The organism is Blautia sp. AF19-1, from assembly GCF_003479155.1.
Classification (GTDB): Bacteria; Bacillota; Clostridia; order Lachnospirales; family Lachnospiraceae; genus Fusicatenibacter; species Fusicatenibacter saccharivorans.
Window position 1 is genome coordinate 1 of sequence record NZ_QUGQ01000026.1, and the last position, 26,100, is coordinate 26,100.

Annotated in this window: 18 protein-coding genes and 3 pseudogenes; all 21 read left to right on the forward strand. The window is 41.3% G+C overall.

Going from position 1 to position 26,100, the window contains the following annotated elements; translation table 11 throughout:
* Window positions 1-228: pseudogene (locus DWX26_RS16970) on the forward strand (IS200/IS605 family accessory protein TnpB-related protein); the annotation flags it as partial.
* Between the two features lie 229 nt (window positions 229-457).
* Window positions 458-1,389, forward strand: a pseudogene (locus tag DWX26_RS14765) (AAA family ATPase).
* Between the two features lie 219 nt (window positions 1,390-1,608).
* Window positions 1,609-2,091, forward strand: coding sequence for a cobaltochelatase CobT-related protein (locus DWX26_RS14770; RefSeq protein WP_243030705.1), 483 nt, complete (start codon window positions 1,609-1,611; stop codon window positions 2,089-2,091).
* A 16-nt stretch (window positions 2,092-2,107) separates the two neighbouring features.
* A complete protein-coding gene (locus DWX26_RS14775; RefSeq protein ID WP_015542178.1) occupies window positions 2,108-2,302 on the forward strand; it encodes a hypothetical protein in 195 nt (64 codons plus the stop codon).
* The gene (locus DWX26_RS14780) at window positions 2,260-2,628 is read left to right on the forward strand and encodes a TnpV protein (protein WP_118601697.1); all 369 of its coding nucleotides are present in this window, start codon (window positions 2,260-2,262) and stop codon (window positions 2,626-2,628) included. The genes DWX26_RS14775 and DWX26_RS14780 overlap by 43 nt, the downstream gene beginning before the upstream one ends.
* Before the next feature lie 123 nt (window positions 2,629-2,751).
* Window positions 2,752-2,871, forward strand: a pseudogene (locus DWX26_RS14785) (helix-turn-helix domain-containing protein); the annotation flags it as partial.
* Between the two features lie 300 nt (window positions 2,872-3,171).
* Window positions 3,172-3,390, forward strand: coding sequence for a helix-turn-helix domain-containing protein (locus DWX26_RS14790; protein WP_002578407.1), 219 nt, complete (start codon window positions 3,172-3,174; stop codon window positions 3,388-3,390).
* A 14-nt stretch (window positions 3,391-3,404) separates the two neighbouring features.
* Entirely contained in the window at window positions 3,405-4,010 is a 606-nt protein-coding gene (locus DWX26_RS14795) for a DUF1819 family protein (protein WP_118601698.1), read from the forward strand.
* 10 nt (window positions 4,011-4,020) lie between these two features.
* Window positions 4,021-4,581: a DUF1788 domain-containing protein gene (locus tag DWX26_RS14800; protein ID WP_055268213.1), complete on the forward strand. Its 561-nt coding sequence runs from the start codon at window positions 4,021-4,023 to the stop codon at window positions 4,579-4,581.
* 13 nt (window positions 4,582-4,594) lie between these two features.
* Window positions 4,595-8,143 (forward strand): BREX system P-loop protein BrxC, encoded by a 3,549-nt coding sequence (brxC, locus tag DWX26_RS14805; protein ID WP_118601699.1) that lies wholly within the window; start codon window positions 4,595-4,597, stop codon window positions 8,141-8,143.
* A gap of 15 nt (window positions 8,144-8,158) precedes the next feature.
* Window positions 8,159-11,779, forward strand: a complete 3,621-nt coding sequence (gene pglX, locus DWX26_RS14810; RefSeq protein WP_055268217.1) for a BREX-1 system adenine-specific DNA-methyltransferase PglX — start codon at window positions 8,159-8,161, stop codon at window positions 11,777-11,779.
* A 47-nt stretch (window positions 11,780-11,826) separates the two neighbouring features.
* Entirely contained in the window at window positions 11,827-12,036 is a 210-nt protein-coding gene (locus tag DWX26_RS14815; RefSeq protein WP_055268231.1) for a DUF3791 domain-containing protein, read from the forward strand.
* A 46-nt stretch (window positions 12,037-12,082) separates the two neighbouring features.
* On the forward strand, window positions 12,083-13,630 hold the full coding sequence (locus DWX26_RS14820; RefSeq protein WP_055268219.1) for an RNA-binding domain-containing protein: 1,548 nt from the start codon (window positions 12,083-12,085) through the stop codon (window positions 13,628-13,630).
* 6 nt (window positions 13,631-13,636) lie between these two features.
* On the forward strand, window positions 13,637-16,279 hold the full coding sequence (pglZ, locus tag DWX26_RS14825; RefSeq protein ID WP_055268221.1) for a BREX-1 system phosphatase PglZ type A: 2,643 nt from the start codon (window positions 13,637-13,639) through the stop codon (window positions 16,277-16,279).
* A gap of 20 nt (window positions 16,280-16,299) precedes the next feature.
* Window positions 16,300-18,417, forward strand: coding sequence for a protease Lon-related BREX system protein BrxL (brxL, locus tag DWX26_RS14830; RefSeq protein ID WP_118601700.1), 2,118 nt, complete (start codon window positions 16,300-16,302; stop codon window positions 18,415-18,417).
* Between the two features lie 22 nt (window positions 18,418-18,439).
* Window positions 18,440-20,080, forward strand: a complete 1,641-nt coding sequence (locus DWX26_RS14835) for an ATP-dependent nuclease (protein ID WP_055268225.1) — start codon at window positions 18,440-18,442, stop codon at window positions 20,078-20,080.
* On the forward strand, window positions 20,073-21,161 hold the full coding sequence (locus DWX26_RS14840; protein ID WP_055268227.1) for a UvrD-helicase domain-containing protein: 1,089 nt from the start codon (window positions 20,073-20,075) through the stop codon (window positions 21,159-21,161). The genes DWX26_RS14835 and DWX26_RS14840 overlap by 8 nt, the downstream gene beginning before the upstream one ends.
* Window positions 21,162-21,276: 115 nt before the next feature.
* Entirely contained in the window at window positions 21,277-21,810 is a 534-nt protein-coding gene (locus DWX26_RS14845) for a tyrosine-type recombinase/integrase (protein WP_242857239.1), read from the forward strand.
* A gap of 471 nt (window positions 21,811-22,281) precedes the next feature.
* On the forward strand, window positions 22,282-22,749 hold the full coding sequence (locus DWX26_RS14850) for an Hsp20/alpha crystallin family protein (RefSeq protein WP_117510053.1): 468 nt from the start codon (window positions 22,282-22,284) through the stop codon (window positions 22,747-22,749).
* A 237-nt stretch (window positions 22,750-22,986) separates the two neighbouring features.
* Window positions 22,987-24,576: an ABC transporter substrate-binding protein gene (locus DWX26_RS14855; protein ID WP_118595773.1), complete on the forward strand. Its 1,590-nt coding sequence runs from the start codon at window positions 22,987-22,989 to the stop codon at window positions 24,574-24,576.
* A gap of 219 nt (window positions 24,577-24,795) precedes the next feature.
* Window positions 24,796-25,974, forward strand: coding sequence for a cation diffusion facilitator family transporter (locus DWX26_RS14860; protein WP_118601701.1), 1,179 nt, complete (start codon window positions 24,796-24,798; stop codon window positions 25,972-25,974).
* The last annotated feature ends 126 nt before the right edge of the window (window positions 25,975-26,100 follow it).

Here is a 26,100-nt window from a genome sequence, read left to right on the forward strand (position 1 = left end):
GATCATCGTCTGTGTACGTTTCAGACTGGAAAAAGATACAACTGTGATTTGTCAGCATCGTATAATATCGGAGCGAGATATTTTATCCGTGAAATTTTAAAACCCTTGCCGGAAACGGAAAGGTCTTTGCTGGAGGCAAAAGTTCCTGCAGTAAAGCGTAGAACCTCATGTGTTTATGCAGATCTGAGAGAACTGATTTCAGAAATGGAACTGCGTAAAGCAGCATAAACACAGGCAGATATGCAGTGGATTACCTGTTATGTGGAAACCCGCCGTATCCGGCATGGAAGAAGCACATATCTGTGCAAAATCTAAGTAACAGGCGTATCCGCCGATATTTGGTCTGCCGCTTAAAGCGGCCGGAAGCACGTGACTTTAGTCATGTGAGGTTCACGATTGAGTAAACAGAAATATTATCTGATTTGATATAACCAATTGCAAAGAAAGGAAAATCTTCATGAGAAGTCATTGGACAGAAATAGAAAAATATTTAGAAGACCAGAAGGTAGCGCAGGAACTGATTGGAGAACTGAGAGATTTTCACATGCGTTATGAGGTAGAGGATCAGGTAAAGGAACGAGTAGAAAAACCGGATATCCTATTTTATGGGAAAAAGATTCTGGAAATGTCAACAGCAGCGCTTCTTCAGGGAGATAATCTGTTACTTTCCGGTGCAAAAGCTACAGGAAAAATGTACTATGTGAGACATTGGCATGGATATTCGGAAGACCGGAATACGATATTTCTTTTCATGTAAATACAGACAGTGCCGATCTGATTGGAACGGATACCTTTATAAATAATGAGGTTCGCCTTCGGAAAGGCCCCATCTACCAATGCGCGGAATTTGGAGGATTTGGAATCCTGGACGAAATCAATATGGCAAAAAATGATGCGGTTTCTGTACTGCATGCCACACTGGATCATCGGCGCAGAATCGATATTCCAGGATATAACAGGATTTTACTTCATCCGGCAACACGATTTATCGGCACGATGAATTATGGTTACGCAGGTACCAGAGAGCTAAATGAAGCATTGGTTTCAAGGTTTATGGTAATCGATATGCCTGAAATGGATGAGGATAGTGTTCTTTTTGTATTAAGGCAACATTTTCCAGATGGGGAAAAAAGTGCACTGAAAGCTTTTGCAGGACTGTTTCTGGATTTGCAGATCAAAGCTTACCATGGAGAAATCTCAACAAAATCTCTTGACCTGAGAGGATTGGTTTCTGCTGTAAAAGCAACAAGAAGCGGACTTTCTCCAATTGATGCAATCCAGATGGGAATCATAAATAAAAGTTTTGATGTATTTGAAAAAGAGATCGTAGAAGATGTGGTTTCTACCAGAATCCCATCTTCCTGGACCGGAAAAGACATATGGGGGTAAACTTGTATGGAGGATGTCAGATGGCCGGCGGAACAACTGGAAGAACATCATCTGGAGATCAGCAATCGTATCAGAAATCTTTTTTGGACAGTCAGTGGTGATTATGATACGGAATTTGAACCGGATACAGAAAAATATGTTTATTCAAAACAAACGGTTCTGTATGAGGCAGTGAAGCAGGGTGCCTTTGCACGATATTTTGATCAGAAGAAACTTGGCATGTATTTGATGAAAAAATTACATTTTTCTGCTGGAGAAGATATGCTTTTGCCTCTTCAGAGATTTCGGGATTATGAAGATCCAAGGGAAACAAATGAAAGAATCTTTCAATTTCGTGCATATGCCAATAACAGAGATGGGCTTGCACTGAAAACAGTCGGTTCCTCTCTCATGGAGCGACCGGAAAAAAATAAGATTTTAATCGTATTAAGTGATGGAAAACCCTGTGATATGAGCATACAACGACCAGGAACCCGCCAGCCCAAGATCTATGACGGAGAAAAAGCTGTGAAAGATACTGCATATGAGGTACGTCGGGCCAGAAATCAGGGAATTTTCGTAATTGGTATTTTTGTAGGAAATGAAGAAGAACTCTCCGTGGAAAAGAGAATCTATGGAAAAGACTTTGCCTATATTCGTAATATCAGCAATTTTTCCCGTATGGTAGGAACTTTTTTGCGAAGACAAATTGATATGGAATGAAAATGGAGGAATCACTATGGGTAAAATTGAATTTGCCAATTGCCAGGATGTAAGAAATCAGAAAAAGATACAGGAATTAGATTGTCCACGCTGTCATGAACCGGGAGGCATTGAAGCCTTTGTGAAAGACGGGATACTTGCAGAGGATGGAGTATGTGATAACTGCGGATATATTCTTCCAGAAGGAACAGAACTGGAGGAAGTGGAGTAAGACAGTTTGAAGTAATCCCGAATCTCACCTATAAATCCGGTGAACAGATGGAGCAACTTGGCAAGTATGGTTTTCTTCGCAGAGATTATCTGAAAAACCATCGAAATTCAACCTATCAGGTGATGCTTCTGCAGGATACGATAGGAGAGCATCTTCTGGAAGTGGACAAGGCAGCCAGGGAACGGGAAGAAGTGATTCTGAAACAGTTGGAAGAAAAAGAACCACTGCCGGATAAGGAGAAAGATCAGATGGCATGGGTAAGAGCTGCCAATCAGCACAGAGCGATTGCAGAAGAGATTATCCTGAAAGAATTGATTTATGTATAAGGATTGGCAGTAACTAATCTGGCAGGTAACTGATAAAAATAGAATATTGTGAGCGAAGTAAGACGTGAGTCATAAGATATGGCTTGCGTCTTTTCCTTTTGAACTGGAAAGGAGGATGGGAGCATGGCACAGATTTTTCGTGTAGAGAGAACTAAGAATTTTACGGTAATGAGTAATCATCATTTCAAGAATAAGAATCTGACATTGAAAGCGAAAGGTCTATTATCGCTGATGTTAAGTTTAAAGTATCAGGCGGAACAAAATAGAAAGACAGCTGAGAACGAAGTGCAAAAATTGAAAAAAGGATAAGATTGCAATCAGAGAAAATAAACGAGATAAAATTTTTCTGTGGAATCGGATATATAGTGGCACTTGTACTTTCAGCTTGTCTTATTAAGATGTGTTTCTTGTGATTTTAAATGCGATATTTCAGAATTGAATTACGATTTTTGATAGATTAGATTGTTTGAAACGCATTTTTATGATATGATGATAAATACCATGTGAACAGATATTTCAAGCAAATAAGATTGAGGTGAAAAAATGGCAGTTAGTTACAAGAAATTGTGGAAATTGTTAATTGATAAAGAAATGATGAAGAAAGATTTGCGTGCAATGACAGGAGTTAGTACAACAACGATGTCTCGATTATCAAAAGATGAAAATGTAAGTACAGAGATTCTGTCAAAGATATGTTCTGCTTTGAATTGTGATGTAGGAGATATCATGGAATTTGTTCCTGATAAAAAAGAGGAGCAGTAAGGAGGTACGGGAACATGGATCATTCTTATCCTTATATTGCGTCTTTGACCAGAGAGCCGTTCCTTTTCTACGAGATGCGTTCTACCGCAAAGCTAATGGCAGAAGGAAATTCAAATGATGCGATTGTTAAAGAAATTGTAGAGCAGAATCTTTTCCAGTATCCAACGGAAAAATCTATTACACGCATGGCGAAAGCCTGTATCAAACGACTCCATGCGCTAGAAGATGATTCGCTGGTTGCTGCGATTGCGTCACAGCCAACGGATGTAGCAAAACAGATTTGTCTTTATGCTTTGATGAAGCAGAGCCGACTGGTTTGGGAATTTATGCTGACCGTCATTGGCGAGAAGTACAGATTAAGGGACACGTCTTTTGGTAAGATAGATTTGAATACATTTTTTATGCGTTTGCAGGAGCAGAATGATACCGTGGCTTCCTGGAGCGATACTACAATAACAAAGTTAAAACAGATTATTGCCAGAGTGCTTGTTGAAACAGAATATCTCGACAACCGGGGGGCAAATCATTTGAATCCAGTATGGCTGCATCCTGTTTTGGAGAATGCCATCAGAAGCAATGGCGACACGGCGATACTGCCAGCGTTTAATTGCTTTTCTTAGGAGGTAGCCAATGAGTGACATAAAAGAACGCTTGGATAAAGTTCGGGCATTGATTCAGGAACCGGAGTTCCTGGAAAGCAAAGGACTCAGCAATGAGGTGAATATCAGAATCTTCTGTTATGAACCGGAGAATGAAATGGTTGTCCGTCATTTTGTGAATCAGCTGGAAACTGATCAGTCCTTAGATTGCCATTTGATCGTTTGTAATTTATATAAAACATTTCTCTCTATCTGCGATGATATGGACATCACAGATGCAATTCCCGATATGGAAGAAGCTGACGGAAGTGCTTATCTTCTGGAGCAGCTTAACTCCGCAATCGGCAATGGAGAGTTCATTGATAAAATTCAGTATGAGCCACACGAACCGGGTGATGTGCTGATGCTGACAGGTGTGGGCGAGGTGTTCCCGTTTATGAGAATCCATACGTTATTGGAAGCCTTGCAACCGTATTTTTCGGATGTTCCGATTTTGGTTATGTATCCGGGTGAGTTTGATGGTCGTCATGTAAAACTGTTTAATCGTCTGACACCAAATGATTATTACCGGGCATTCAATGTCATAGATTAAGGGGGATAAAGCCATGATGATTCGAGATATGTTTGCGGATGACATCAACCGCAAAATCAATGGTGTAATTAAAGTAGATCAGGCTGCTGATGATGTAATCGAGCAGGAGTTAAATGAATATGTCATTACCAGAGAATTGAAGAAACACTTCATCACTTTCTTCAACTATTATGGAGATGCCTTTGACCAGCCTACGGCTGATATGGGGGTTTGGATTTCTGGTTTCTTTGGAAGTGGTAAATCTCACTTTCTGAAAATGCTTTCCTACCTTCTGGAAAATAAAGAGGTAAAAGGTATTCGGAGTGTAGAACGTTTTCGTAAAAAGTTTGAGGACGATCCGGCAACCTTTATGCTGATTGACCGTGCTACAAAGGGAACAACGGAGACAATTCTGTTTAATATTGATATTGAGGGATTCAGCAATAAAGATAAGACAGCTGTACTTCGTGTTTTTGCGAAGATGTTCTATAACCATCTGGGATTTTACGGAGAAAATCTGAAAGTTGCCATGATGGAGCGTTATATCGACCAGCAGGGAAAAACGGAGGAGTTCCGCAGAGTTTTTGAAGAAAAGAAAGGCAAGTCCTGGATGGAAATGCGCCGTGCCTTTGCATTCAATGGAAAGTTTATTATTCCGACTTTAATGGAAGTTCTGGATATGAGTGAGGACGATGCCAAGGCATGGTTCAATGATAAAACTGCAACAGAAATATCTATTGCTCAGCTTGTGGAAGATATGAAAGCCTATGTGGATACTAAACCAGCGAACTTCCGTCTGCTGTTTATGATCGACGAAGTTGGTCAGTATGTCGGCACAGACACCGATATGCTTTTGAACCTCCAGTCTTTGACAGAAAAAATCGGAAGTGAGTGTGAAGGAAAGATTTGGGTGATCTGCACCGGACAGGAAGCGATTGATGAAATCATCAAAGTTCGTGCCGATGAGTTCTCCCGTATTCAGGCTCGTTTTAAGACAAGACTGAGTTTATCATCTTCCTCTGTGGATGAAGTCATCCAGAAACGTATTCTGAAAAAGAAACCAGAAGCAGCTAAAAATCTGGAAGATGTTTATGAGCAGAATGATTCTGTTCTTCGTAACCTGTTCAGCTTTAGCGGTTCCATTCTGGATATTAAAGGTTATTCCGGCCCAAGGGAATTTACCGAGAACTTCCCGTTCGTGCCGTATCAGTTTATCATCATGCAGAAGGTATTTGCTGAAATCCGGAAACATGGAAATTCCGGTAAGCACCTGTCTGGTGGTGAGCGTTCCATGCTGTCCGGTTTCCAGGAAGCTGCACAGAAAATTCAGGAGAAGGATGAATACGCACTTGTTCCATTCTTCCGTTTTTATGATACCGTACATACTTTCCTGGACGGTTCTATTCGCCGAGTAATTGAGCGTTGTCAGAAAGCAGCCGACAATGGCGATGGCATCGAACAGCAGGATGTGGATGTGCTGAAACTTCTGTACTTGATTCGATATATTGATGATATTCCTTCTAATTTGGACAATATCGTTATCCTTATGGCAGACGATATTCGTGTAGATAAGATTATCATGCGTGAAGCTGTCCGTGGATGCCTTGACCGTCTGATGAGCCAGAACTATATTGGCAGAACTGGCGATACTTATAATTTCCTGACCGATGAGGAACAGGACATTCAGCGAGAAATCCGGGATACCAATGTGGATACCGCTTCTATCGTGGAGCGTATTGCTCAGATGATTTACGGTGATATTTTCACAACTAAGAAGTTCCGTTATGGAAAATATGACTTTGCCTTCGACCAGATGGTAGATGGTATTACTGTTGGTGTGGCAACAGGCGGTATGCGTCTGCGTTTCCTGACCGTTGCTACCGATGCTATTGAAAAAACGGATTATCGTCTGATGGCAGAATCCAAAGGCAACGAAGCAATCGTAGTTCTGGCGGATACGCCTTACTATGAATCTCTGGAATCTGCTATGAAGATTCGCAAGTATGTAAAGCAGAGAAATGTAAGCCAGCTTCCAAAAACTGTGCAGAAAATCATCAGTGACCAGCAAGACGAAGCCGGAAAATATGAGCTGAGTGCCATGAGCGAATTGCAAAATGCCATTGAAGGGGCGCAGTTCTATGTAGATGGTGAGCATTTGGAAATCAAAGCCGGAAATGCCAAGAGCAAGATTGACCAGTCTCTTGAATATCTGGTTGCTCATGTATATAGCAAGCTCGACCTGATTACAGATAATGCAGGCAGTGATGCAGATATTATTGCGATTCTGACAGGTGCAGTAACAGCACTTCCGGGCATGGAGCCGAACCGGGATGCTGCTTCTGCTATGGAAGAATATCTGGAAATGCAGGATGCAAAAAAACTGCCGACTTCCATGGCAGATGTGCAGAGCAAATACAGTGCGATTCCGTATGGCTGGAAAGAAATCGACATTGCTGCGGTTGCGGCACAGCTGATTTATTCCCAGAAAGTAACCATCAAGTACGCAGGCAATACCATTCAGCCGGATGACCCGAAACTACCGGATATGCTCCGCAAAAAGAGTGAGATCGGCAAGACTTCCATCAGCAAGCGTAAAACCATTTCTGCTACGATGATGCGTGATGTAAAATCAATGCTCCGTGACTATTTCGATGTTATGGATGTGCCGGACGATGAAGATGGTCTGATTCGCTTTGTGACTGAAAAATTCGGTGAACAGCGTGACTACTATGCTTCTCTGGATGCTCGTTATGATGGACATAAATACCCGGATCGTTCTTTAGTGCAGGAAGCCATTCATCTGATGGATGATGTACTTTTTCAGAAGAAAGATAATATTGCCCTGATTGAGCGTGTGCTGAAAAAAGAGGATGCTCTTTTCAACAATAAAGAAGCCATGAGCAACGGCATTGAAAACTTCTTCAAAACCCAGGTAACAGTATTCGACCAGGCAGTGCAGTTTGAAAAATCTCTGCACGACGATTTTGACCGAATTGCAGAAAATGAGGAAGCACATAAGGCACTGAATACCATTCGTCTGATTACGATGGTTCAGACTGGAAGCAAGTTCAACTATAACCGGATTCGTGAACTGAATCCGTTGATGGATACAGTTCGTACTGCTCATGATAAGATGCTGGAAGAAAAACGTGCCGAGGTTCTGGAAACGGTTCGTCAGTGTATGGAAGCGACCCATACTGCTGCAAACGGCGATTCCAAGGCATCCCATCTGATTGAAAAATCAGACCGATATTTCAGCCAGTGCAAGGAAAAAATTGCAGAATTAAAGAGCCTTGCCCTTCTGGATGCTATGTTCTTGCCGATGTGTCAGTACAAGGATGATACAGTCGGTAATATTGAATCAGTTTTGGCTCCGCCAGCACCAAAGCCACAGGTACAGCCGACACAGCAAGGAAAAGAAACTGCTCCTGTAAAGAAAAAAGTGGTTCGTGCCTATAACCGTCAGGTTGTATTCCAGGCAAAGACTTTACAGACGGATGCGGACATTGATGATTATGTAGAGAAGATTCGTTCTCAGCTGAAGCAACTCTTGAAAAATTGCGATGAGATCAAGCTGAACTAACGAGGAGAGACGAGTATGGATAAGAATGCGATTAAAAAATTTGCTGTCTGGGCAAGAACAGAGCTGATCGCCCGTGTTTCCCTAAAAGGCGTGGAATACGGTATCACAGAGGATAATATCGAGGCCGCCAATGCGGACAGCGTTGGCGGCAAAGTCCTCACTGCTGATGAAAAGAAACAACGTCAGGCTTTGATTGCCGAGATTAACGATAAAGGCTATAAGCAGGTCATGGAGGAGGTTGCTTACACTTGGTTCAATCGCTTCTCTGCTCTGCGATTTATGGAAGTCAACGGCTATCTTCCTTCCCATGTGCGTGTATTCACGGACGAGGAAAACAACTTTAAGCCGCAGATTATAACCGAAGCAATTCATCTGGATTTGGATGGATTGGATATGGAAAAAGTCTATGAGCTGAAAGATGCCGAAAAAACCGAAGAACTGTATAAATATCTGCTGATCGTGCAGTGCAACGCTCTGAATAAGATTCTGCCGGGAATGTTCCAGAAGATTGCAGATTACACTGAGCTTCTTCTGCCGGACAATCTGCTCCGTGAAGGCAGTGTCATTCAGCAGATGATTGAGCTGATACCGGAGGATGATTGGAAGGATGCTGTCCAGATTATCGGTTGGTTGTATCAGTATTATAACAGCGAGAAAAAGGACGATGTTTTTGCAGCACTGAAAAAGAATGTGAAAATCACAAAAGAAAACATCCCTGCAGCAACTCAGCTTTTCACACCAGACTGGATTGTTCGCTACATGGTAGAGAACAGTCTTGGTCGTTTATGGCTGGAGGGACATCCGGATGTGAAAGAGCAGCTTCTTCCTACCGAGGAAGAACAGTCTGCCTATGCTGCCGGAAACCGTGACCCGGAAGATACCAAATGGCATTACTATCTGGAAGAAGCTGAGCAGGAGCCGGAAGTGCAGGCACAGCTTGCCGAGATTCGCAAGGAATACGCCGCGCTGACACCGGATCAGCTGAAAGTCATTGACCCATGCTCCGGTTCCGGTCATATCCTTGCGTATATGTTTGATGTGTTGATGAAGATTTATGAATCCTACGGCTATACTACCCGTGAAGCAGTAGCAAGTATTGTGGAGAATAATCTTTACGGTCTGGATATTGATGACCGTGCGGCACAGCTGGCTTATTTTGCGGTAATGATGAAAGCCCGCCAGTATGACCGCCGTTTCTTTAGCCGTGGCATTCAGCCCCATGTGTATGCCATCGTGGAGAGCAATCATGTAGATAAATTCGCAGTGGACTATTTCTGTAATGGCGATGCGAAGCTCACAGCCGCTATGGATACCATTATCAGTGAACTGCATGATGCAAAGGAATATGGTTCTATTCTGACGATTACACCGCAGGATTGGTCAGCTTTGTATGACCGTTTTGCTGAGATTACGGAAGATATAAATATGTCCCGTGATACGGCATTAAGAGAATTATTGCCGTTGGTGCAGGTGGCGGAAGCATTGGCACAGAAGTATGATGTTGTAGTGACGAATCCACCGTATATGGGCGTGTCAGGAATGGATGATAAGTTAGTGGATTATATAAAAGATAGATTTTCAGACACAAAATCTGACATGTTTGCAGTTTTTGTTGATAGGTGCAGAGCGTATTGTGTTAAAAACGGATACTATGCTCTTATTACACAACCTTCTTTGATTACACTGTCATCATTTGAAAAACTAAGAAGAAGAATAAATAGCGAACAACATTTACACTCACTTATTCATATGGGAAGAGGAATATTTGGAATTGATTTTGGGTCGGCAACTTTTGTAATTCAAAACACTTCAGACAGAAAAAAAGATAGTTCACTTTTTTATAGATTGCATGAAAAGACATTTCAATTTATTGATCCGAACGATATTCGGAAACTATTTTTATATGCTAAAAAAAATAATAATATTTGTTGTGATTATAACCTATATAATATTGAAAAAGGAATAGTTGCGGAAATGTTTTCATTAAACAGAGGAAGACGAATGCAATTTTGCGTAAATACCTTGCGATTTAATGATATTCCAGGAACACCATGGATTTATGAGGCGAATGAAGAGTTATTTCATGCATTTAAAGGTAGTACACTCCGTGATTTAGCTACTCCAAAAGTTGGATTACAAACTGGAGAGAATAATAAATTTATACGATTATGGCATGAGGTATCATATCAAAAAATTTATTTTTTAGCACATTCCATTGATGATGCGAAAAAAAGCGGATTTAAATGGTTCCCCTATAATAAAGGGGGAGATTACAGAAAATGGTATGGGAATAATGATTATATAGTAAATTGGGAAAATGATGGTTTTGATATTAAACATTTTAAAAATGATAAGGGAAAGCTTAGATCAAGACCTCAGAATACAGAATATTATTTTAGACATTGTGTAAGTTGGTCGAAAATATCTGCGGGAAGTATTTCCTTTAGGTTCAAAGAAGATGGTTTCATCTTTGATGTAGCGGGAACTAGTTTTTTCGCCAACGATAGTTTGCTATATTATTTGGCAGGTTTTTGCAATTCTTCTGTAGCATTAAGAATTGTGAAAATGATTTCTCCAACTATGAATTATGAGGTTGGACATATAGCATCTTTTCCTATAATTGTCGATAAGAATAGAGTAGATGAAGTATCCGAGTTAGTAAAAAAATGTATCGAAATTTCAAAAGAAGATTGGAACTTATATGAAATTTCCTGGGATTTTGCTAAGCATCCGTTAGTGTTTGGAAATATGATGAATGCAACAATGAAAAAAGCATATGAAGAATTTGAGAAAACGTCAAATTTAAGATTCACGTGTTTAAAAAATTTAGAGAAAAAAATAAGTATTATTTTTGAAGAAATCTACTCATTCGAAGGTGATGAAACTGCATTCGAAGATAGTTCTATTTCCGTAAGAAAAGCAAATGTTGAAAGGGAAATAAAAAGCTTTATTTCCTATGCAGTAGGTTGTATGTTCGGTCGTTACTCTCTGGATGTGGATGGACTTGCTTATGCTGGTGGCGAATGGGATGCCAGTAAATATGCGTCTTTCCCTGCGGATAAGGATAACATTATCCCGATTTGTGATGACGAATATTTTGAGGATGATATTGTCGGTTTGTTTGTAGCGTTTGTGAAAACCGTTTACGGTGCAGATACGCTGGATGAAAACCTGAAGTTTATTGCCGACGCTCTGGGTGGCAAAGGTCAGCCGAAGGATGTGATTCGGAATTATTTCCTGAGTGATTTCTATTCTGACCATTGCAAGATTTATCAGAAACGCCCGATTTACTGGCTGTTTGACAGTGGTAAGAAAAACGGCTTTAAGGCTTTGATCTATATGCACCGTTATCAGCCAGACACAATTGCCCGTATTCGTACCGATTATGTGCATGAACAGCAGGCTCGTTATCGCACTGCTATTGCTGATCTGGAGCAGCGGATTGCCAATGCATCCACTGGCGAGCGTGTGAAGTTGAACAAAAAGCTGACCACCTTACAGGCACAGGATACTGAAATCAGAACCTATGAGGAAAAGGTTCATCACCTTGCCGATCAGATGATTTCTATTGATCTGGATGATGGTGTGAAGAAGAATTATGCAATTTTCCAGGATGTTTTGGCTAAAATAAAGTAAGGAAAGGCTTGCATATGATGACTGAAGAAAAAATCAAAAATCCGACTATGACAGCAAACCTGATTTTGCTTCAGAAAAAATATGCTCGTGTCATTGAGTGTTTTGCTAAACAGCAGGGACTTTCACTGGATACGGCATTGGGATTATTTTATCATTCTGAAGTCTATCAGTTAATGCGTGACGGTGTTTCTGATATGCACTGCATGAGCGATTTGTATCTTGCAGAGGAATTAAGACTGGAATATCAGATGAAATAATAAAAAGGCTATGCACTGTGTAGCAAATTGAGAGCGAGGTGTTACAATGACCATAGAAGAAATTCTTGCAGGAGAATCGAAGAATGTGGAGTTCAAAGAGAACCTGCCGGAGAAAAGCATCAAATATATGAAGTCTGTGGTTGCCTTTGCAAATGGAACCGGCGGAAAAATCATTTTCGGAATTGCCGATAAAACCAGAGAGGTCGTCGGCTTTGACAAGGAAGATGTGTTCAAGAAAATGGATGCCATTGCAAATGCTGTATCAGACAGCTGTGAACCAGCAATCATCCCGGATATTACTTTGCAGACGGTTGATGGTAAGACTGTCATTGTGGTAGAGGTTTCTGAGGGTAGACAGCGCCCCTATTATATCAAAGCTCTTGGCAGAGATGGCGGTGTATATGTCCGTGTTGCTGGAACTACCCGCCTTGCCGACGAGTATATGATAAAAGAATTGTTGTTTGAGGGCAGTAACCGCTACTATGATCAGGCTTTATGTACTGGGTTAAATGTTACAGATGAAGATATTGATACCCTTTGCAAAGCTATGAAAGAGCAGGCTGTCAGAAATGCTCGGACAGAGGAACAGAAAGCATCGATTAAAGATGTAGGCAGACAGCAGTTGCGTTCCTGGGGAATTTTAATCGAGCGTGATGGAAAAGATTATCCATCCAACGCATTTGCAATTTTGACAGGCAACGGAGGCCTTCATGTTGCAACGCAATGTGGTGTGTTCAAAGGTACAACGAAAGCGGTATTTGTTGATCGTAGAGAATATACCGGACCGCTTTGGGAACAGATAGACGAAGCATTTCAGTTTGTCTTGAGAAATATTCATCTGGGTGCTACTATTGTGGGAATTTATCGCCAGGATGTTTATGAGATTCCACCGGATGCCATTCGTGAGTTGATTATCAATGCTATGGTACATCGTAGTTATCTGGATCATGGTACGATACAGGTAGCGGTATATGACAACCGATTGGAAATCACTTCTCCAGGAAAGCTGCCAATGGGACAAACTATGGAACGTATGAAAGAAGGCTATTCCAAAATCAGAAATGAAGCCCTTGCCCATGCGTTTGCTTACATGAATCTGATTGAGCATTGGGGAAGCGGTATTCCGAGAATTATTGATAAAGTGAAAGCTGCCGGACTTCGGGAGCCGGAGTTTATTGGTGGCGAAGTGGATTTGCGTATCAATATTTATCGAGGTCAGGTTGACGGCACTGTTGACCTCAATGACCTCAATAACGCCATTAAAGTGCCGGATACTATTGATAAAATGCCAGATAGTGGCAATGAAGTGCCGGATAAAACAGAAACAGTGCCAGATACTATGGGAAAAATGCCGGATAGTGACAATGAAGTGCCAGATACGACAGAGAAAATGCCGGATAGTGAACAGGAACAACAAATCTATAAATATGTATTGGAAAATGGCTCTATTACTACTGCTGAAACAGTAGAGATTTTAGATGTAAAACATCGTAGAGCCAGAGCTGTCTTGCTGAATATGGTTAAGGATGGTTATTTGAGAAAAGAGGGTGCGGCACGAAGCACTATTTATGTAAAAAATACGGAAGGGAAATAATGCAGCATGGATACAGACAAAATAATACAAGATTTAAATCGCAGGTTTGCTGCACCTCTGCCTGAGTTTTATCAGCGTCGTATCATTTTCTGGTATGATGAAGATAAGGAATTTGAGGATAAACTGGATGAAGTGGTTTTGGAAAATGCAAAGGTGATTGCGCTGACAGGAAATAATGCGTTTTCTGTAAAAAAACTGCTTTCAGTAGATGATTTGACCACAAATTATCTGGTTTACAGTCCGTGTGTCTATAACCGCCCAGATGATAACTGGCTTCTGGATGTGGAGCTTTACAGCGAAGAGTTTCGGGCGGATCTGATTTCTATTTGGATGGATGAGATGGGACTTATATCAAATCCGGCAATGAGGAAACAGGTTAAAAATTATCGTGCTTATTTCAATGCGAAAGACCGTCGTTTGAAAGTCAGCACACAGAATAAAGTTCCGGAAACACCGGCACAGTTACACATGGCTGTCATGGCGTCAATCTGTGGATTGAAAGATGCACAGCCTAATATGATTCTCCGTAGTGTGTTCCAGGCGGGACTGGATTTGAATAATAATACGGTTTATCAGGATTTTGTAAAATATCATGCAGACGCAGCTTTTTGGGCGATGGTTCGTCAGGGATGTGGATTTGTGGTGGAAGAACCAGATCTTGGGCAGTTGGCAATTTATCTACTTTTAACTGCAGCGACCCGTACCATGCGGCAGGAATATTTTGCCGGACTGGACAGTTTTATTTCCATACCCCATCAGGCATATTGCTATGATTTTATTTCTGAATGGCTTCATAGTGACAACATTCCGCAATTATATGATGTGGCACGTTATGTTGAGGATGAAGCTCGTCTGTATCAGCGTTTTGAAAAGCTGACAGTAGAAGATTTGGTAGGAACAGAGTGCTTTCCGTGTATTAACGAAGTAATTCTGACAAAGCTAATGACAGAGATCAGTGACCATATTATTGATGTGGATACCATTACGAATACCGTTGAAAAACGTAGAACTTGTGTATGGTATGAGCCATTTGAGAATTTTTATGACGGTATCTTACAAGTGGCGAATATGCAAAGTTTCTTTAAGGAACATTCTGCCGGATTCCATACCGCAGAAGCGAAAAGTATCTGGAAAGAATATACTGAGAGCTACTATCAGATGGACACTTATTACCGTTTGTTCCATCTTAGTTTTCAAAAGAGTTTGGAGACTTCCAATATTCTGCTGGATGATTTGTTCAAGCATGTTGTCGATAAGGTGGAAGGACTTTATACGCACTGGTTCTTAGGTGAGTTGGGCAACAACTGGTCGGATGTATGTGCGGATGAACTGGCAACTTACGGTAAAGTTCTGGAAGTACCGCAACAGGAGGATTTTTACCGTTCTCGTATCCAAACCTCGGATACGAAAGTATTTGTAATTATCTCAGATGCCATGCGTTATGAAGTGGCGGTTACGATGGCAGATCAGCTTCAGCGAGAAACGCAAAGTAAGGTTTCTATCAGCAGTATGCAGAGCATCTTTCCTTCTACTACAAAGTTTGGTATGGCAGCTTTGTTGCCGCACAAAGAATTGACAGTAGAGGTTCGGAACGATATTTTGACGGTTTTGGCAGATGGACAGTCTACGGCAAGTACTTATAGGGACAAGGTTCTGAAAACAGAAGAGTCGGCAAGCGTGGCCTTAAAGTATAATGACATCATTGCTATGAAACGAGCGGAAAGAAGTGCTTTGGTAAAAGGTATGGATGTGGTCTATATTTACCACGATACCATAGATGAAGCCAGCCACACTTCGGATACTGCTGTTTTTGCTGCGTGTGACAAGGCAATTTCAGAATTGAAGAATCTTGTGCGTATCATTGTAAATGAATTTGGTGGAACGAATATTTTAATTACGGCAGATCATGGATTTCTTTATACATACAGTCCTTTGAAGGAAGAGGACAAAGTAGATAAAAGAGGATTTTTTGATGTGGATGTAACAAACTCTGACATTACAAAAAAAGAAAGTATCAAGCGATGTGTAGAATATGGCAGAAGATATGCAATTATGCAGAAAGGTGTGCAACCAGATTACTTGATGCCTGTAAAATTCCTGGGCGGAAATACGGAATTTGATGGATTTGCACCGAGAGAAAGTATTCGTATCAAAATGAATGGCGGCGGTATGAATTTTGTGCATGGTGGTATCAGTTTGCAGGAAATGGTTGTTCCAGTGATTGAGTATCATTATCTCCGCAACGATTCTATGGAATATAAGCGAAATAAGCAGAAATATGATACTAAGCCGGTAACGGTTAATTTACTGTCCGCAAACCGTAAGATCAGCAATATGATTTTTTCGTTGAACTTCTATCAAAAAGATGCGGTCAGTACAAATCGTGAAGCAGCAACCTATCAAGTTTATTTTACAGATGAGGACGGCAAACAGATTAGTGATATTCAGAAGATTATTGCAGATAAGACCAGCGATAACGGTGCAGAAAGAACTTTCCGTTGTCAGTTTAATCTAAAATCTTTAAAATACAGCAATACCGCTACTTATTATCTGGTAATTGCAGATGAACAGGGATTACAGCTGCCACAGCGGGAGCCATTCCAGATTGACATCGCCTTTGCGGTGGACGAGTTTGATTTTTTTAGTTAATGCCGCAGGAGGAGAGAAAGATGGAGCAATTTGCAGAGGGTGAAAGTACCCGTGAAGAAATAAAGAACAAGCTCCGTCAGAACTTTGACGGTAAGATTGTTCGGAAAGACCTGACAAAGAAAATTAAAGAAGGGGCGAATGTCCCAGTGTATGTTCTTGAGTTCTTGTTGGGACAGTATTGCAGTTCAGATGATGAGACGGTTATAGAGAAAGGCGTACAGAATGTGAAGCGTATTCTTGCTGACAACTTTGTACGCCCGGATGAATCACAGAAAATTCTGTCTCAGCTGCGTAAAAAAGGCAGTTACACAATCATTGATATGGTGACTGTTCGACTGGATATGAAAAAGGATTGCTTTTTTGCAGAGTTTTCTAATTTGGGCATTGGTAATGTACCGATTGCCGATGAATATCCAGAAAAATTTGATCGCCTGCTCTGCGGCGGTATCTGGTGTATTGTTCAGCTGGATTATGAGGTTGAAGGCGACAATAATTTTGGCATTGAGGATATTGATGGAAATCCACTTCGTTCCAAACAGAAAAAGCAGAAAGATATTTCACCAATCAGTATCCGTAAGCTGACACCGATCCAGATGCCGCACATTGATATTGATGAACTGAAGCAGGGACGAAAAGCTTTTACGAAAGATGAATGGTTGGATATCCTTCTTCGTTCTATCGGAATGGAACCGGATGAATTTACATACCGTGAGAAATGGTTGCTCTTGACCCGTATGATTCCATTAGTTGAGAATAACTTTAATCTTTGTGAGCTTGGACCGAGAAGCACCGGTAAATCTCATCTTTACAAAGAGATTTCACCAAACAGTATTTTGATTTCCGGTGGACAGACGACGGTTGCAAACCTGTTTTACAATATGGGACGCAAAACGGTCGGACTGGTCGGCTTATGGGACTGTGTAGCCTTTGATGAAGTGGCAGGTATCAAGTTTAAAGATAAAGATGGCATTCAGATTATGAAGGATTACATGGCATCCGGCTCTTTTGCCCGTGGCAAAGAAGAAAAAGCTGCTACTGCGTCCATGGTATTTGTGGGAAATATCAATCAGAGTGTGGACGTGCTGTTGAAAACATCCAGTCTGTTTGCACCTTTCCCGCAGGAAATGGGAACAGATACAGCATTTCTTGATCGTATGCACTGTTATCTTCCAGGATGGGAGATACCGAAGTTCAGACCGGAGCATTTTACTAATGATTATGGTTTTATCAGTGACTATTTGGCAGAGTTCATCCGAGAGCTTCGCAAGGAGCAGTATGGAGATGCACTTGATCACTACTTCCGTCTGGGGAGAAATCTGAATCAGCGTGATACAATTGCGGTTCGTCGTATGATAGACGGTTATCTGAAGTTGATGTACCCAAATGGTGAGTTTACCAAAGAAGAACTGGAAGAAATTATTCAGATTGCATTGGAAATGCGTCGCCGTGTCAAGGAGCAATTGAAGAAGCTGGGTGGTATGGAGTTTTATGATGTGAACTTCTCTTATATAGATCTAGAAGATATGTCAGAACATTATGTTTCCGTACCAGAACAGGGTGGTGGTAAGCTGATACCGGATGGAATGTGTAATCCGGGACAGGTTTATACCGTATCCAGAGGAAAAAGTGGCATGATTGGTGTATTCCGTTTGGAAAGTCAGATGCTTCCAGGCAATGGCAAAATTGAACGGACTGGCTTAGGCAGTGATTCTAAATGCAAGGAAGCGGTGAACACGGCATTTAATTATCTGAAAGCCAACGGCAATCGGATCAGTGGCTCTATCAGCACCTCGACCAAGGATTACATCATCAATTATCAGGATTTGCAGGGTATCGGTATGACAGACAAATTGGCACTTCCAACATTGATAGCACTTTGTTCGATTGCTCTTGGAAAGCCTGTTGTCAGCAACTTGGCAGTGTTGGGAGATATAACAATTAGTGGCACAATGATAAAGGTGGATGAACTTGCCAATACACTTCAGGTGTGTCTGGATAGCGGCGCAAAGAAGGTGCTGATTCCAAGTACATCGTTTGTTGATTTTGCAAGTGTTCCAGCTGATCTGATGAGTGCATTTCAGCTGATTCCGTATCAGAGTGCGGAAGATGCAGTGTTTAAGGCGTTAGGGGTAGAGTAAAATCGAAGATAGGAGGCTACGAATGGCTATTGAGAAGGTAATCATTCAAAATTTTAAGAAGTTTAAAAATCCGTTTGAAGTAAAATTTAATGAAAATATCAATCTTCTGGTTGGTGATAATGAATCTGGAAAATCTACTATTCTTGAAGCCATTCATGTGGCTTTAACGGGTATGTATGCTGGTCGAAATATTAGAAATCAGCTATCAACATATTTATTTAATAGAGAAGCAGTTGAGGAATACCTGGCATCAGTGGAAAATGGACAGCCGATTGCACCTCCAGAAATAATGATTGAGTTATATTTCAAAAGTGGAACATTGCCTGAATATGAAGGAAATGGTAATTCCGAAAAAAGTGATGGTATAGAGGGAATCAGATTCACAATTAGTTTTTCTGATAAATTTAATTCAGAATATGAAAGTTTGCTGAAAACAGAAAAAATTATAAGTTTGCCTATTGAATTTTATGAAGCTAAATGGTTTTCTTTTAGCCGAGATGAAAAAATGCCCAGATTCATACCAATAAAGTCTGTAATGATTGATTCGTCAAATTACAGATACCAAAATGGGTCTGATGTATATATTTCCAGAGTAGTAAAGGATTTCCTTGAACCAGAGGACATAACAGCAATAACACAAGCCCATAGAAATATGATAGATGAGTTTGCACAAAATGAAGCAATTCAGTCAATCAATGAGAAAATTAGTGCAGCGTCTACTGTTATGAATGGAAAATTATCATTGAGTGCCGATCAGGGAGTTCAAAATTCTTGGGAGTCAAGTTTGGTTACGCAGGTGGATGGAATCCCGTTTGCTCATGCTGGAAAAGGTGCACAATGTATCATAAAAACACAATTAGCTTTAAGTCATAAACAGGCAGAAAAAGCAAGTATTATTTTGATTGAAGAACCTGAAAGTCATTTGTCTTTTTCCCGATTAAGCGAACTAATGGGAGTTATTGAAAAGGCTGCATCTGGTAGACAAATTATAGCATCAACGCATAGTAGCTTTGTCGCTAATAAACTCGGACTGGAAAATTTAATTTTGCTTTCAGGCGATAATTGTTGCTCGATGCAATCGCTCAAAAAGGAAACTTTTGAATTTTTCAAAAAAGTGGCAGGTTATGATACACTGCGATTGATTCTTTGTAAAAAATCAATCTTAGTAGAGGGCGATTCAGATGAGCTGGTTGTTCAGCGGGCATATATGGATACTCATGAGGGGCGGCTTCCTATCCAAGATGGAATAGATGTAATGACCGTAGGTGGGGTGACATTTAAGCGGTATCTTGAAATTGCACAGACACTAAACAAAGAAACAGCTGTTGTTACGGATAATGATGGAAATATTGAAGCTGTTAAGAAAAAGTACAAAGAATATGAAGAAATACAATGTATTCATATATGTGTTGATGAGGTAGTGGATACAGGTGATTTGAAACTGTCAGATAAGGATTTTAATTATAATACCTTAGAGCCGAAAATATTAAAAGAAAATGGACGAGAAGCAATGAACAATATTTTTGGAACTAACTACGATACGGATGATGAGATGCACAAATATATGCACGCTCATAAGACGGATTGTGCCATAGCAATTTTTGAATCGGCTACGAAAATTAAATATCCTGAGTATATAATGAGGGCGATAAAAAATGAGTAGTCTAATTATTGCGGCGGCAGGGGCAGGAAAAACAACATTTCTTGTAAAGAAGGCATTGGAGATTTCTGAAAATGTTTTGATAACAACTTATACCGATGCTAATGAACAAAGCATTAGAGACAAATTTTACGAAATAAATGGTTGTATTCCATCTAATGTAACTATTATGCCGTGGTTTTTGCTGCTAATCAAGCATGGTATACGACCTTACCAAAGCTATCTTATAAATAATAGGGTATCCGGTGTGTTATTAGTGAATAAGGCAGATAAAAATTTGTTGAGACTAAAGGATACAAATGAGAAAAAATATGTCACGGCTTCCGGTAATGTATATTCAAATATGATTTCAAAATTGCCCTGTGTTTTGGACGAATTATCGAATGGATGTGTATTTCGCAGAATACGAAAAATTTTTTCTTATGTTTTTGTAGATGAAATACAAGATTTTGTTGGATATGATTTAGAAGTTATAAAAAAGTTGCATGAGGTTGGTTGCAACATGACTTTAGTAGGAGATCCTCGTCAGACGACGTATCGAACTCATTATGAAGCAAAATATAAAAAATATGCAGGTGGGAAAATAGTGATTTTTGTGCAGGATAATATTGCCGGAATGAATATTGATACCACAACATTATCGACATCTCATAGAAATAATCAGATTATATGTGATCTTGCAAATCAGATGTATCCTGATATGAAGCCATGCGATTCTGCCATGAATGAAAAAACGGGACATGATGGAATATTTTGGGTTCACGAGAATGATATTGATAAATATGTAGATATATATAATCCTGTTCAGTTGCGGTATGATAAAAGAACCAAGGTAAATCCCATCCCAAAAACGATGAATTTTGGATTGTCCAAGGGACTTACTTTTAATAGAGTCTTGATATACCCGACGAAACCAATGCTGGATTGGTTGTCAGGAAAGTCCAAAGACATGAAGGATGAAAGTCTTTCTAAGTTTTATGTTGCAGTGACGAGAGCACGGTATAGTGTGGCTTTTGTATACAAGACAAAACGACTTCCAACTAACGATATTGGAACAAGGTGGACACCTGATGTATTGGAATAAATAATAGATTGCACGACAAGAAGTAATTTAGTTGTTATAAGTAATAATACTGTGTATTGGGCATAATCTAAGTTTCACTTATGTAGGTGTCTGAGGAAAATTTAATAGGAAAAACATGAAAAAAGCACTGAAAACCGTTTGTCGGGAGATCCATGTAGGTGGACAGCTTGTATATTATGAAGGTGAAGAAGGATATTGTTTCCATGATTCAGAAACCAAAACGGATGCAGGAATCAGAGACATTCCTATGACACAGATGGTATATGATGCGTTCCGTAAACAGAGAGAGCTGAACCTGATGCTTGGTTTGCAGAGTAATGTAGAGATTGGTGGACGCAGTGGATTCATCTTCAATACAAAGTATGGACGTCCGATTATGCCAGCGGGAGTGAACAGCTTTCTGAAAAACATTGTTAATGCCTATAATAAGAAAGAAAGCAAACTGGCAGAAGGAGAGAAGCGAGAGCCGGAGCTGATGCCTCCTATTTCATCGCATACCCTTCGTCATACGGGATGTACCAGACTGGGTGAGAATAATGTCAATCCCAAAGTTATGCAGTATGTGATGGGGTGCTGGATGTCCGGGGGACATCCGTTTAGCACCGACCGTAGCGGAGCGAAGAACATTCAGATGCACAGATCACAATGAATGTCTACAATCATATTGCAGAGAAGTCTCATGTGGAGAACGAGATGTCTAAAATGAATCTGCCAGAAACCGTACCTGCTGTGGTATAAACCAGAAGTCGTTGTCGTAAAATGTGGTAAGAAAATCAGACGAATATATTTTTCCAAGAATTTGTGGTCAAAATGTGGTCAAATCAAGAAAATCGAGTGCGAAAGTAAGTGAAAAATCCCTGTGAAGCCCGTAAAATCAAGGCTTCACAAAATCTTCACAAAATAATTAGCACTCACCTCTTGACAGTGCTAATAATAAGTGTTATATTACAGCTAGAACAAAGGAAGAGGGATACAAAGAGAGGAAAAGAAGAAAACCTCCGGTATCCGGAAGCCTTTCCGTTCCAAAGAAACAGGTAAACAAAAAGATCCGGTGAAAAGAAAAACCGGAGAAAAAGCATGGATCAGGTTCCATGAGAAGAATAAGAAGGAGCGATGACTTATGTTAATGCCTAGTATTTTTGGAGAAAATTTATTTGATGACTTTTTCAACGATTTTCCGTTCTATGATTATGACAAAGAGATGAAGAATACAGAAAAGAAACTGTATGGCCGCAAAGCCAGCCATGTGATGAAAACAGATATCCGCGAGCTGGACAATGGCTACGAGGTAGTGGTTGACCTTCCGGGATTCACAAAAGATGAAGTTCAGGCCACACTGGAAAATGGTTATCTGACCATCAGTGCCGAGAAAGGTCTCGACAAAGACGAGAAAGAAAAAGAGAGCGGCCGTTACATCCGCAAAGAGCGTTACGCAGGTGCATGCAGCAGAAGCTTCTATGTAGGTGAGGATATTACCGAAGAGGACATCAAGGCTGAATTTAAACACGGTCTGCTGAAACTCTTCGTACCGAAGAAGGAAGCAAAACCGGCTGTGGAGCAGAAAAAGACAATCTCCATTGAAGGATAAAAGAAAAAAAGCAAAAGCGTTTGCCGCCCGGGAATGTTAAAATTCCCGGGCGGCAAAATTTTTATCTTTTCCGGTACATCCCGAGGGAAAGAATCCGGAATATGCGGGCGGATATACGTGATTTTCAGATTCGGAAAATAAATTGTATACAATAATGTACTTGCTATTTGGGAACAGGTCGGATACAATAGGCGTGACAATTACAAAATGAGAGAACTCGTATCAAAAGGAGAAATCATGAAGAAAAGAAGAAGCGTACTTGCGCTGCTTTTAGTTGCAGCTCTTACTGTTGTACTTGGCGGATGCCAGGATGGCAAGGATGGGAAAGCAGATTCTTCCGATACCACAAGTTCTCAGGTATCAATGGAATCAACCCCGACAGGGGAACCTGTTATGGGAGGTTCCATCACGGTAGGAATTCCTCAGGACATTGAGGATAGTCTTGACCCACACAAATCTGTTGCGGCAGGAACGAAAGAAATCCTATTCAATATTTATGAGGGCCTTGTAAAGCCCGATGAAGAAGGAAATCTGAACGATGCGGTGGCAGAGAGCCATTCGATCTCGGAGGATGGAAAGGTTTATACCTTCAAGCTCCGGAATGGTGTCAAGTTCCACGATGGAACGACCGTCACTGCAGAGGATGTAAAATATTCAATCGAACGCTGTGCGGGTATCAACGGAGACGGAACGCCTCTGGTAGAGGCATTTTCCAATGTAGACAAGGTTGAAATTCCGGACGAGAGCACGATCGACATCTATTTAAAAGAGCCAGACACCGAGTTTCTTGCCTATCTGACGGTGGCGATTGTACCTGAGCATGTGGAAGATCTGGAAGCAGATCCGGTCGGAACAGGCCCGTTCCACTATGTATCACGGTCCCCGCAGGAAAACATTGTCCTTGAAAAATTCAGCGATTACTGGGATACGGAAAATCAGGCGTATCTGGACAAGGTAACATTTCGAATTGTCAAGGACAGCAATGCAGTCGTAACAAACCTAAAATCCGGAACACTGGACATGTATGCACGTCTTAGTTCCACACAGACAGCGCAGCTTGCCGAAGATTCCGATTTTACGATTTATGACGGCGGTATGAACCTGGTACAGGCGCTGTATCTAAACAATGCCGTGGAACCGCTCAACAATGTGAAGGTGCGCCAGGCGCTCTGCTATGCGGCAAACCGTCAGGAAGTGCTGGATATGATTGCGGACGGAAAAGGAACGATCATCGGAAGCAGCATGTTCCCGGCATTTGGAAAATATTATGTGCCGGAACTGTCAGAGCGATATAATCAGGATATTGAGAAGGCAAAAGAACTGTTAAAAGAAGCCGGATACCCAGATGGATTTGAGCTTACGATTACAGTGCCGAACAATTATCAGCAGCATATCGATACAGCCCAGGTTCTTGTAGAGCAGCTTAAAGCGATCGGTGTTACTGCCAAAATTCAGCAGGTCGAGTGGGACAGCTGGCTGTCGGATGTATATGCAGACCGGAAGTTCCAGTCCACGGTTGTCGGCGTTGACGCGGCATATCTGAGCGGACGCGCGTTGCTGGAACGGTTTACCTCAACATCATCCAAGAACTTTATCAACTACAGCAACGAAGAGTATGATAAACTGTATCAGCAGGTTAAGACCAGCACGGATGAAGAGGAGCAGGTTGAGCTTTACAAAAAAATGGAAACACTGCTCTGTGACGATGCGGCAAACCTGTATATCGAGGATATGGCATGCGAGGTTGCACTTCGGAGCGATTTTGCGGGCTACCAGTTCTATCCGCTGTATGTACAGGATATGGCGAAAATTTATAAAGTAAAATAAAAATCAAATTATAGGGGACTCGAAAGGCAGAGGGAAAAGAAAAACTCTCATTCAATTGTCAAATGCTGCCGGAAGAGTCCCCTGTAATTATTAGTAGAAATCCCGAAAATATGTTAGGCTTGACTTTTTTTCCGACACTGCCTACTATAGAAAAAGACAGAGAAAACGTAAGGGCTCCGCGGCAATGCAGGAGGCCTTTTTTTAAAAGAAGGGGGAACCATGACAGATTTTCTGGTAAGACGTTTTGTAAAAGATTATGAGAAAACCGACAACGCGGATGTGCGCACGAGCTACGGCATTTTGTCAAGCATCGTGGGAATCTGCTGCAACATTCTGCTGTTTACGGCAAAGCTGCTGATCGGTGCCGGAATGAACTCTCTGGCGATTATGGCGGATGCGTTCAACAACCTCTCGGACGCGGCATCGTCTGTGATCAGCTTCGTCGGTGTGAAGATGGCAAACAAACCGGCCGACAAAGAGCATCCGTTCGGGCATGGGCGGATCGAGTATATTGCAGCGCTGATCGTTTCGTTTCTGGTTATTGAAGTCGGCTTTACGTTTTTAAAGAGCTCCCTGGAGAAAATCCGCAATCCGGAAGAGATCACATTTCAGATGGTTCCGTTTTTGATTCTGGTGCTCTCGGTTGGTGTAAAGCTGTGGATGGCGCTTTTCAACCGAAAACTGGGAAACCGCATTCAGTCGAAGGTGATGCTGGCAACGTCGGCGGATTCCATGGGCGACGTGATCACGACGAGCGCAACGATCGCTTCTACATTGATCTGCCATTTCCTTTCGGTTAATATCGATGCAATCGCAGGACTTGTTGTGGCGGTACTCGTTATGTGGTCCGGTATTTCCATTGCAAAAGATACATTGGAACCGCTGATCGGGCAGGGCGCGGATCCGGATCTGTATGCACGGATCATGAAAGAGGTTGCTTCCTATGAAGGAATTGTAGGAACCCATGATCTGATTGTCCACAACTACGGGCCTGGCAGAAGTATGGCATCGATCCATGCGGAGGTGCCGCGAGATGTCGATATCGAGGTATCGCATGATATTATCGACCGCATTGAACATGAGGTCGGTGAAAAATTGGGGATTCTGCTGGTCATCCACATGGATCCGGTGGAGATCCACGATGCGACGGTTCTTGCGACAAAGGAGAAGGTAAGAAACGTAATTTCCATTCTTGATCCGGAGCTTTCCTTCCACGATTTCCGTATGATCAACGGGTCGGAGAAAAAGAAGCTGATTTTTGATCTTGAAATCCCGTATTCTTATAAGAAGAAAGACTGTGATCGCGTGATCGGGCAGATCGGGGCGCTGATGAAGGAAATGGATGAGAAGTATGAATGCGTCGTCAACATCGACAAAAAATACGTGGCGGGAGAGTGACAACGGCCGGGTTGAGCCGTCAAATCCCTTCCAAAATGTTCCAAAAGTCAGTTTTTTGAAAAAAATAAAAAAATTTCAAAAAAGGTGTTGACTTTTCTCTTGCGATAGTGTATTATACATTTTGTC

Bases quoted from the DNA above. Each gene is read 5' to 3' on its own strand.
- DWX26_RS14770 (WP_243030705.1), top strand. From the start codon at position 1,609: ATGTATTTGATGAAAAAATTACATTTTTCTGCTGGAGAAGATATGCTT.
- DWX26_RS14775 (WP_015542178.1), top strand. From the start codon at position 2,108: ATGGGTAAAATTGAATTTGCCAATTGCCAGGATGTAAGAAATCAGAAA.
- DWX26_RS14790 (WP_002578407.1), top strand. From the start codon at position 3,172: ATGGCAGTTAGTTACAAGAAATTGTGGAAATTGTTAATTGATAAAGAA.
- DWX26_RS14795 (WP_118601698.1), top strand. From the start codon at position 3,405: ATGGATCATTCTTATCCTTATATTGCGTCTTTGACCAGAGAGCCGTTC.
- DWX26_RS14800 (WP_055268213.1), top strand. From the start codon at position 4,021: ATGAGTGACATAAAAGAACGCTTGGATAAAGTTCGGGCATTGATTCAG.
- brxC (WP_118601699.1), top strand. From the start codon at position 4,595: ATGATGATTCGAGATATGTTTGCGGATGACATCAACCGCAAAATCAAT.
- pglX (WP_055268217.1), top strand. From the start codon at position 8,159: ATGGATAAGAATGCGATTAAAAAATTTGCTGTCTGGGCAAGAACAGAG.
- DWX26_RS14815 (WP_055268231.1), top strand. From the start codon at position 11,827: ATGACAGCAAACCTGATTTTGCTTCAGAAAAAATATGCTCGTGTCATT.
- DWX26_RS14820 (WP_055268219.1), top strand. From the start codon at position 12,083: ATGACCATAGAAGAAATTCTTGCAGGAGAATCGAAGAATGTGGAGTTC.
- pglZ (WP_055268221.1), top strand. From the start codon at position 13,637: ATGGATACAGACAAAATAATACAAGATTTAAATCGCAGGTTTGCTGCA.
- brxL (WP_118601700.1), top strand. From the start codon at position 16,300: ATGGAGCAATTTGCAGAGGGTGAAAGTACCCGTGAAGAAATAAAGAAC.
- DWX26_RS14835 (WP_055268225.1), top strand. From the start codon at position 18,440: ATGGCTATTGAGAAGGTAATCATTCAAAATTTTAAGAAGTTTAAAAAT.
- DWX26_RS14840 (WP_055268227.1), top strand. From the start codon at position 20,073: ATGAGTAGTCTAATTATTGCGGCGGCAGGGGCAGGAAAAACAACATTT.
- DWX26_RS14845 (WP_242857239.1), top strand. From the start codon at position 21,277: ATGAAAAAAGCACTGAAAACCGTTTGTCGGGAGATCCATGTAGGTGGA.
- DWX26_RS14850 (WP_117510053.1), top strand. From the start codon at position 22,282: ATGTTAATGCCTAGTATTTTTGGAGAAAATTTATTTGATGACTTTTTC.
- DWX26_RS14855 (WP_118595773.1), top strand. From the start codon at position 22,987: ATGAAGAAAAGAAGAAGCGTACTTGCGCTGCTTTTAGTTGCAGCTCTT.
- DWX26_RS14860 (WP_118601701.1), top strand. From the start codon at position 24,796: ATGACAGATTTTCTGGTAAGACGTTTTGTAAAAGATTATGAGAAAACC.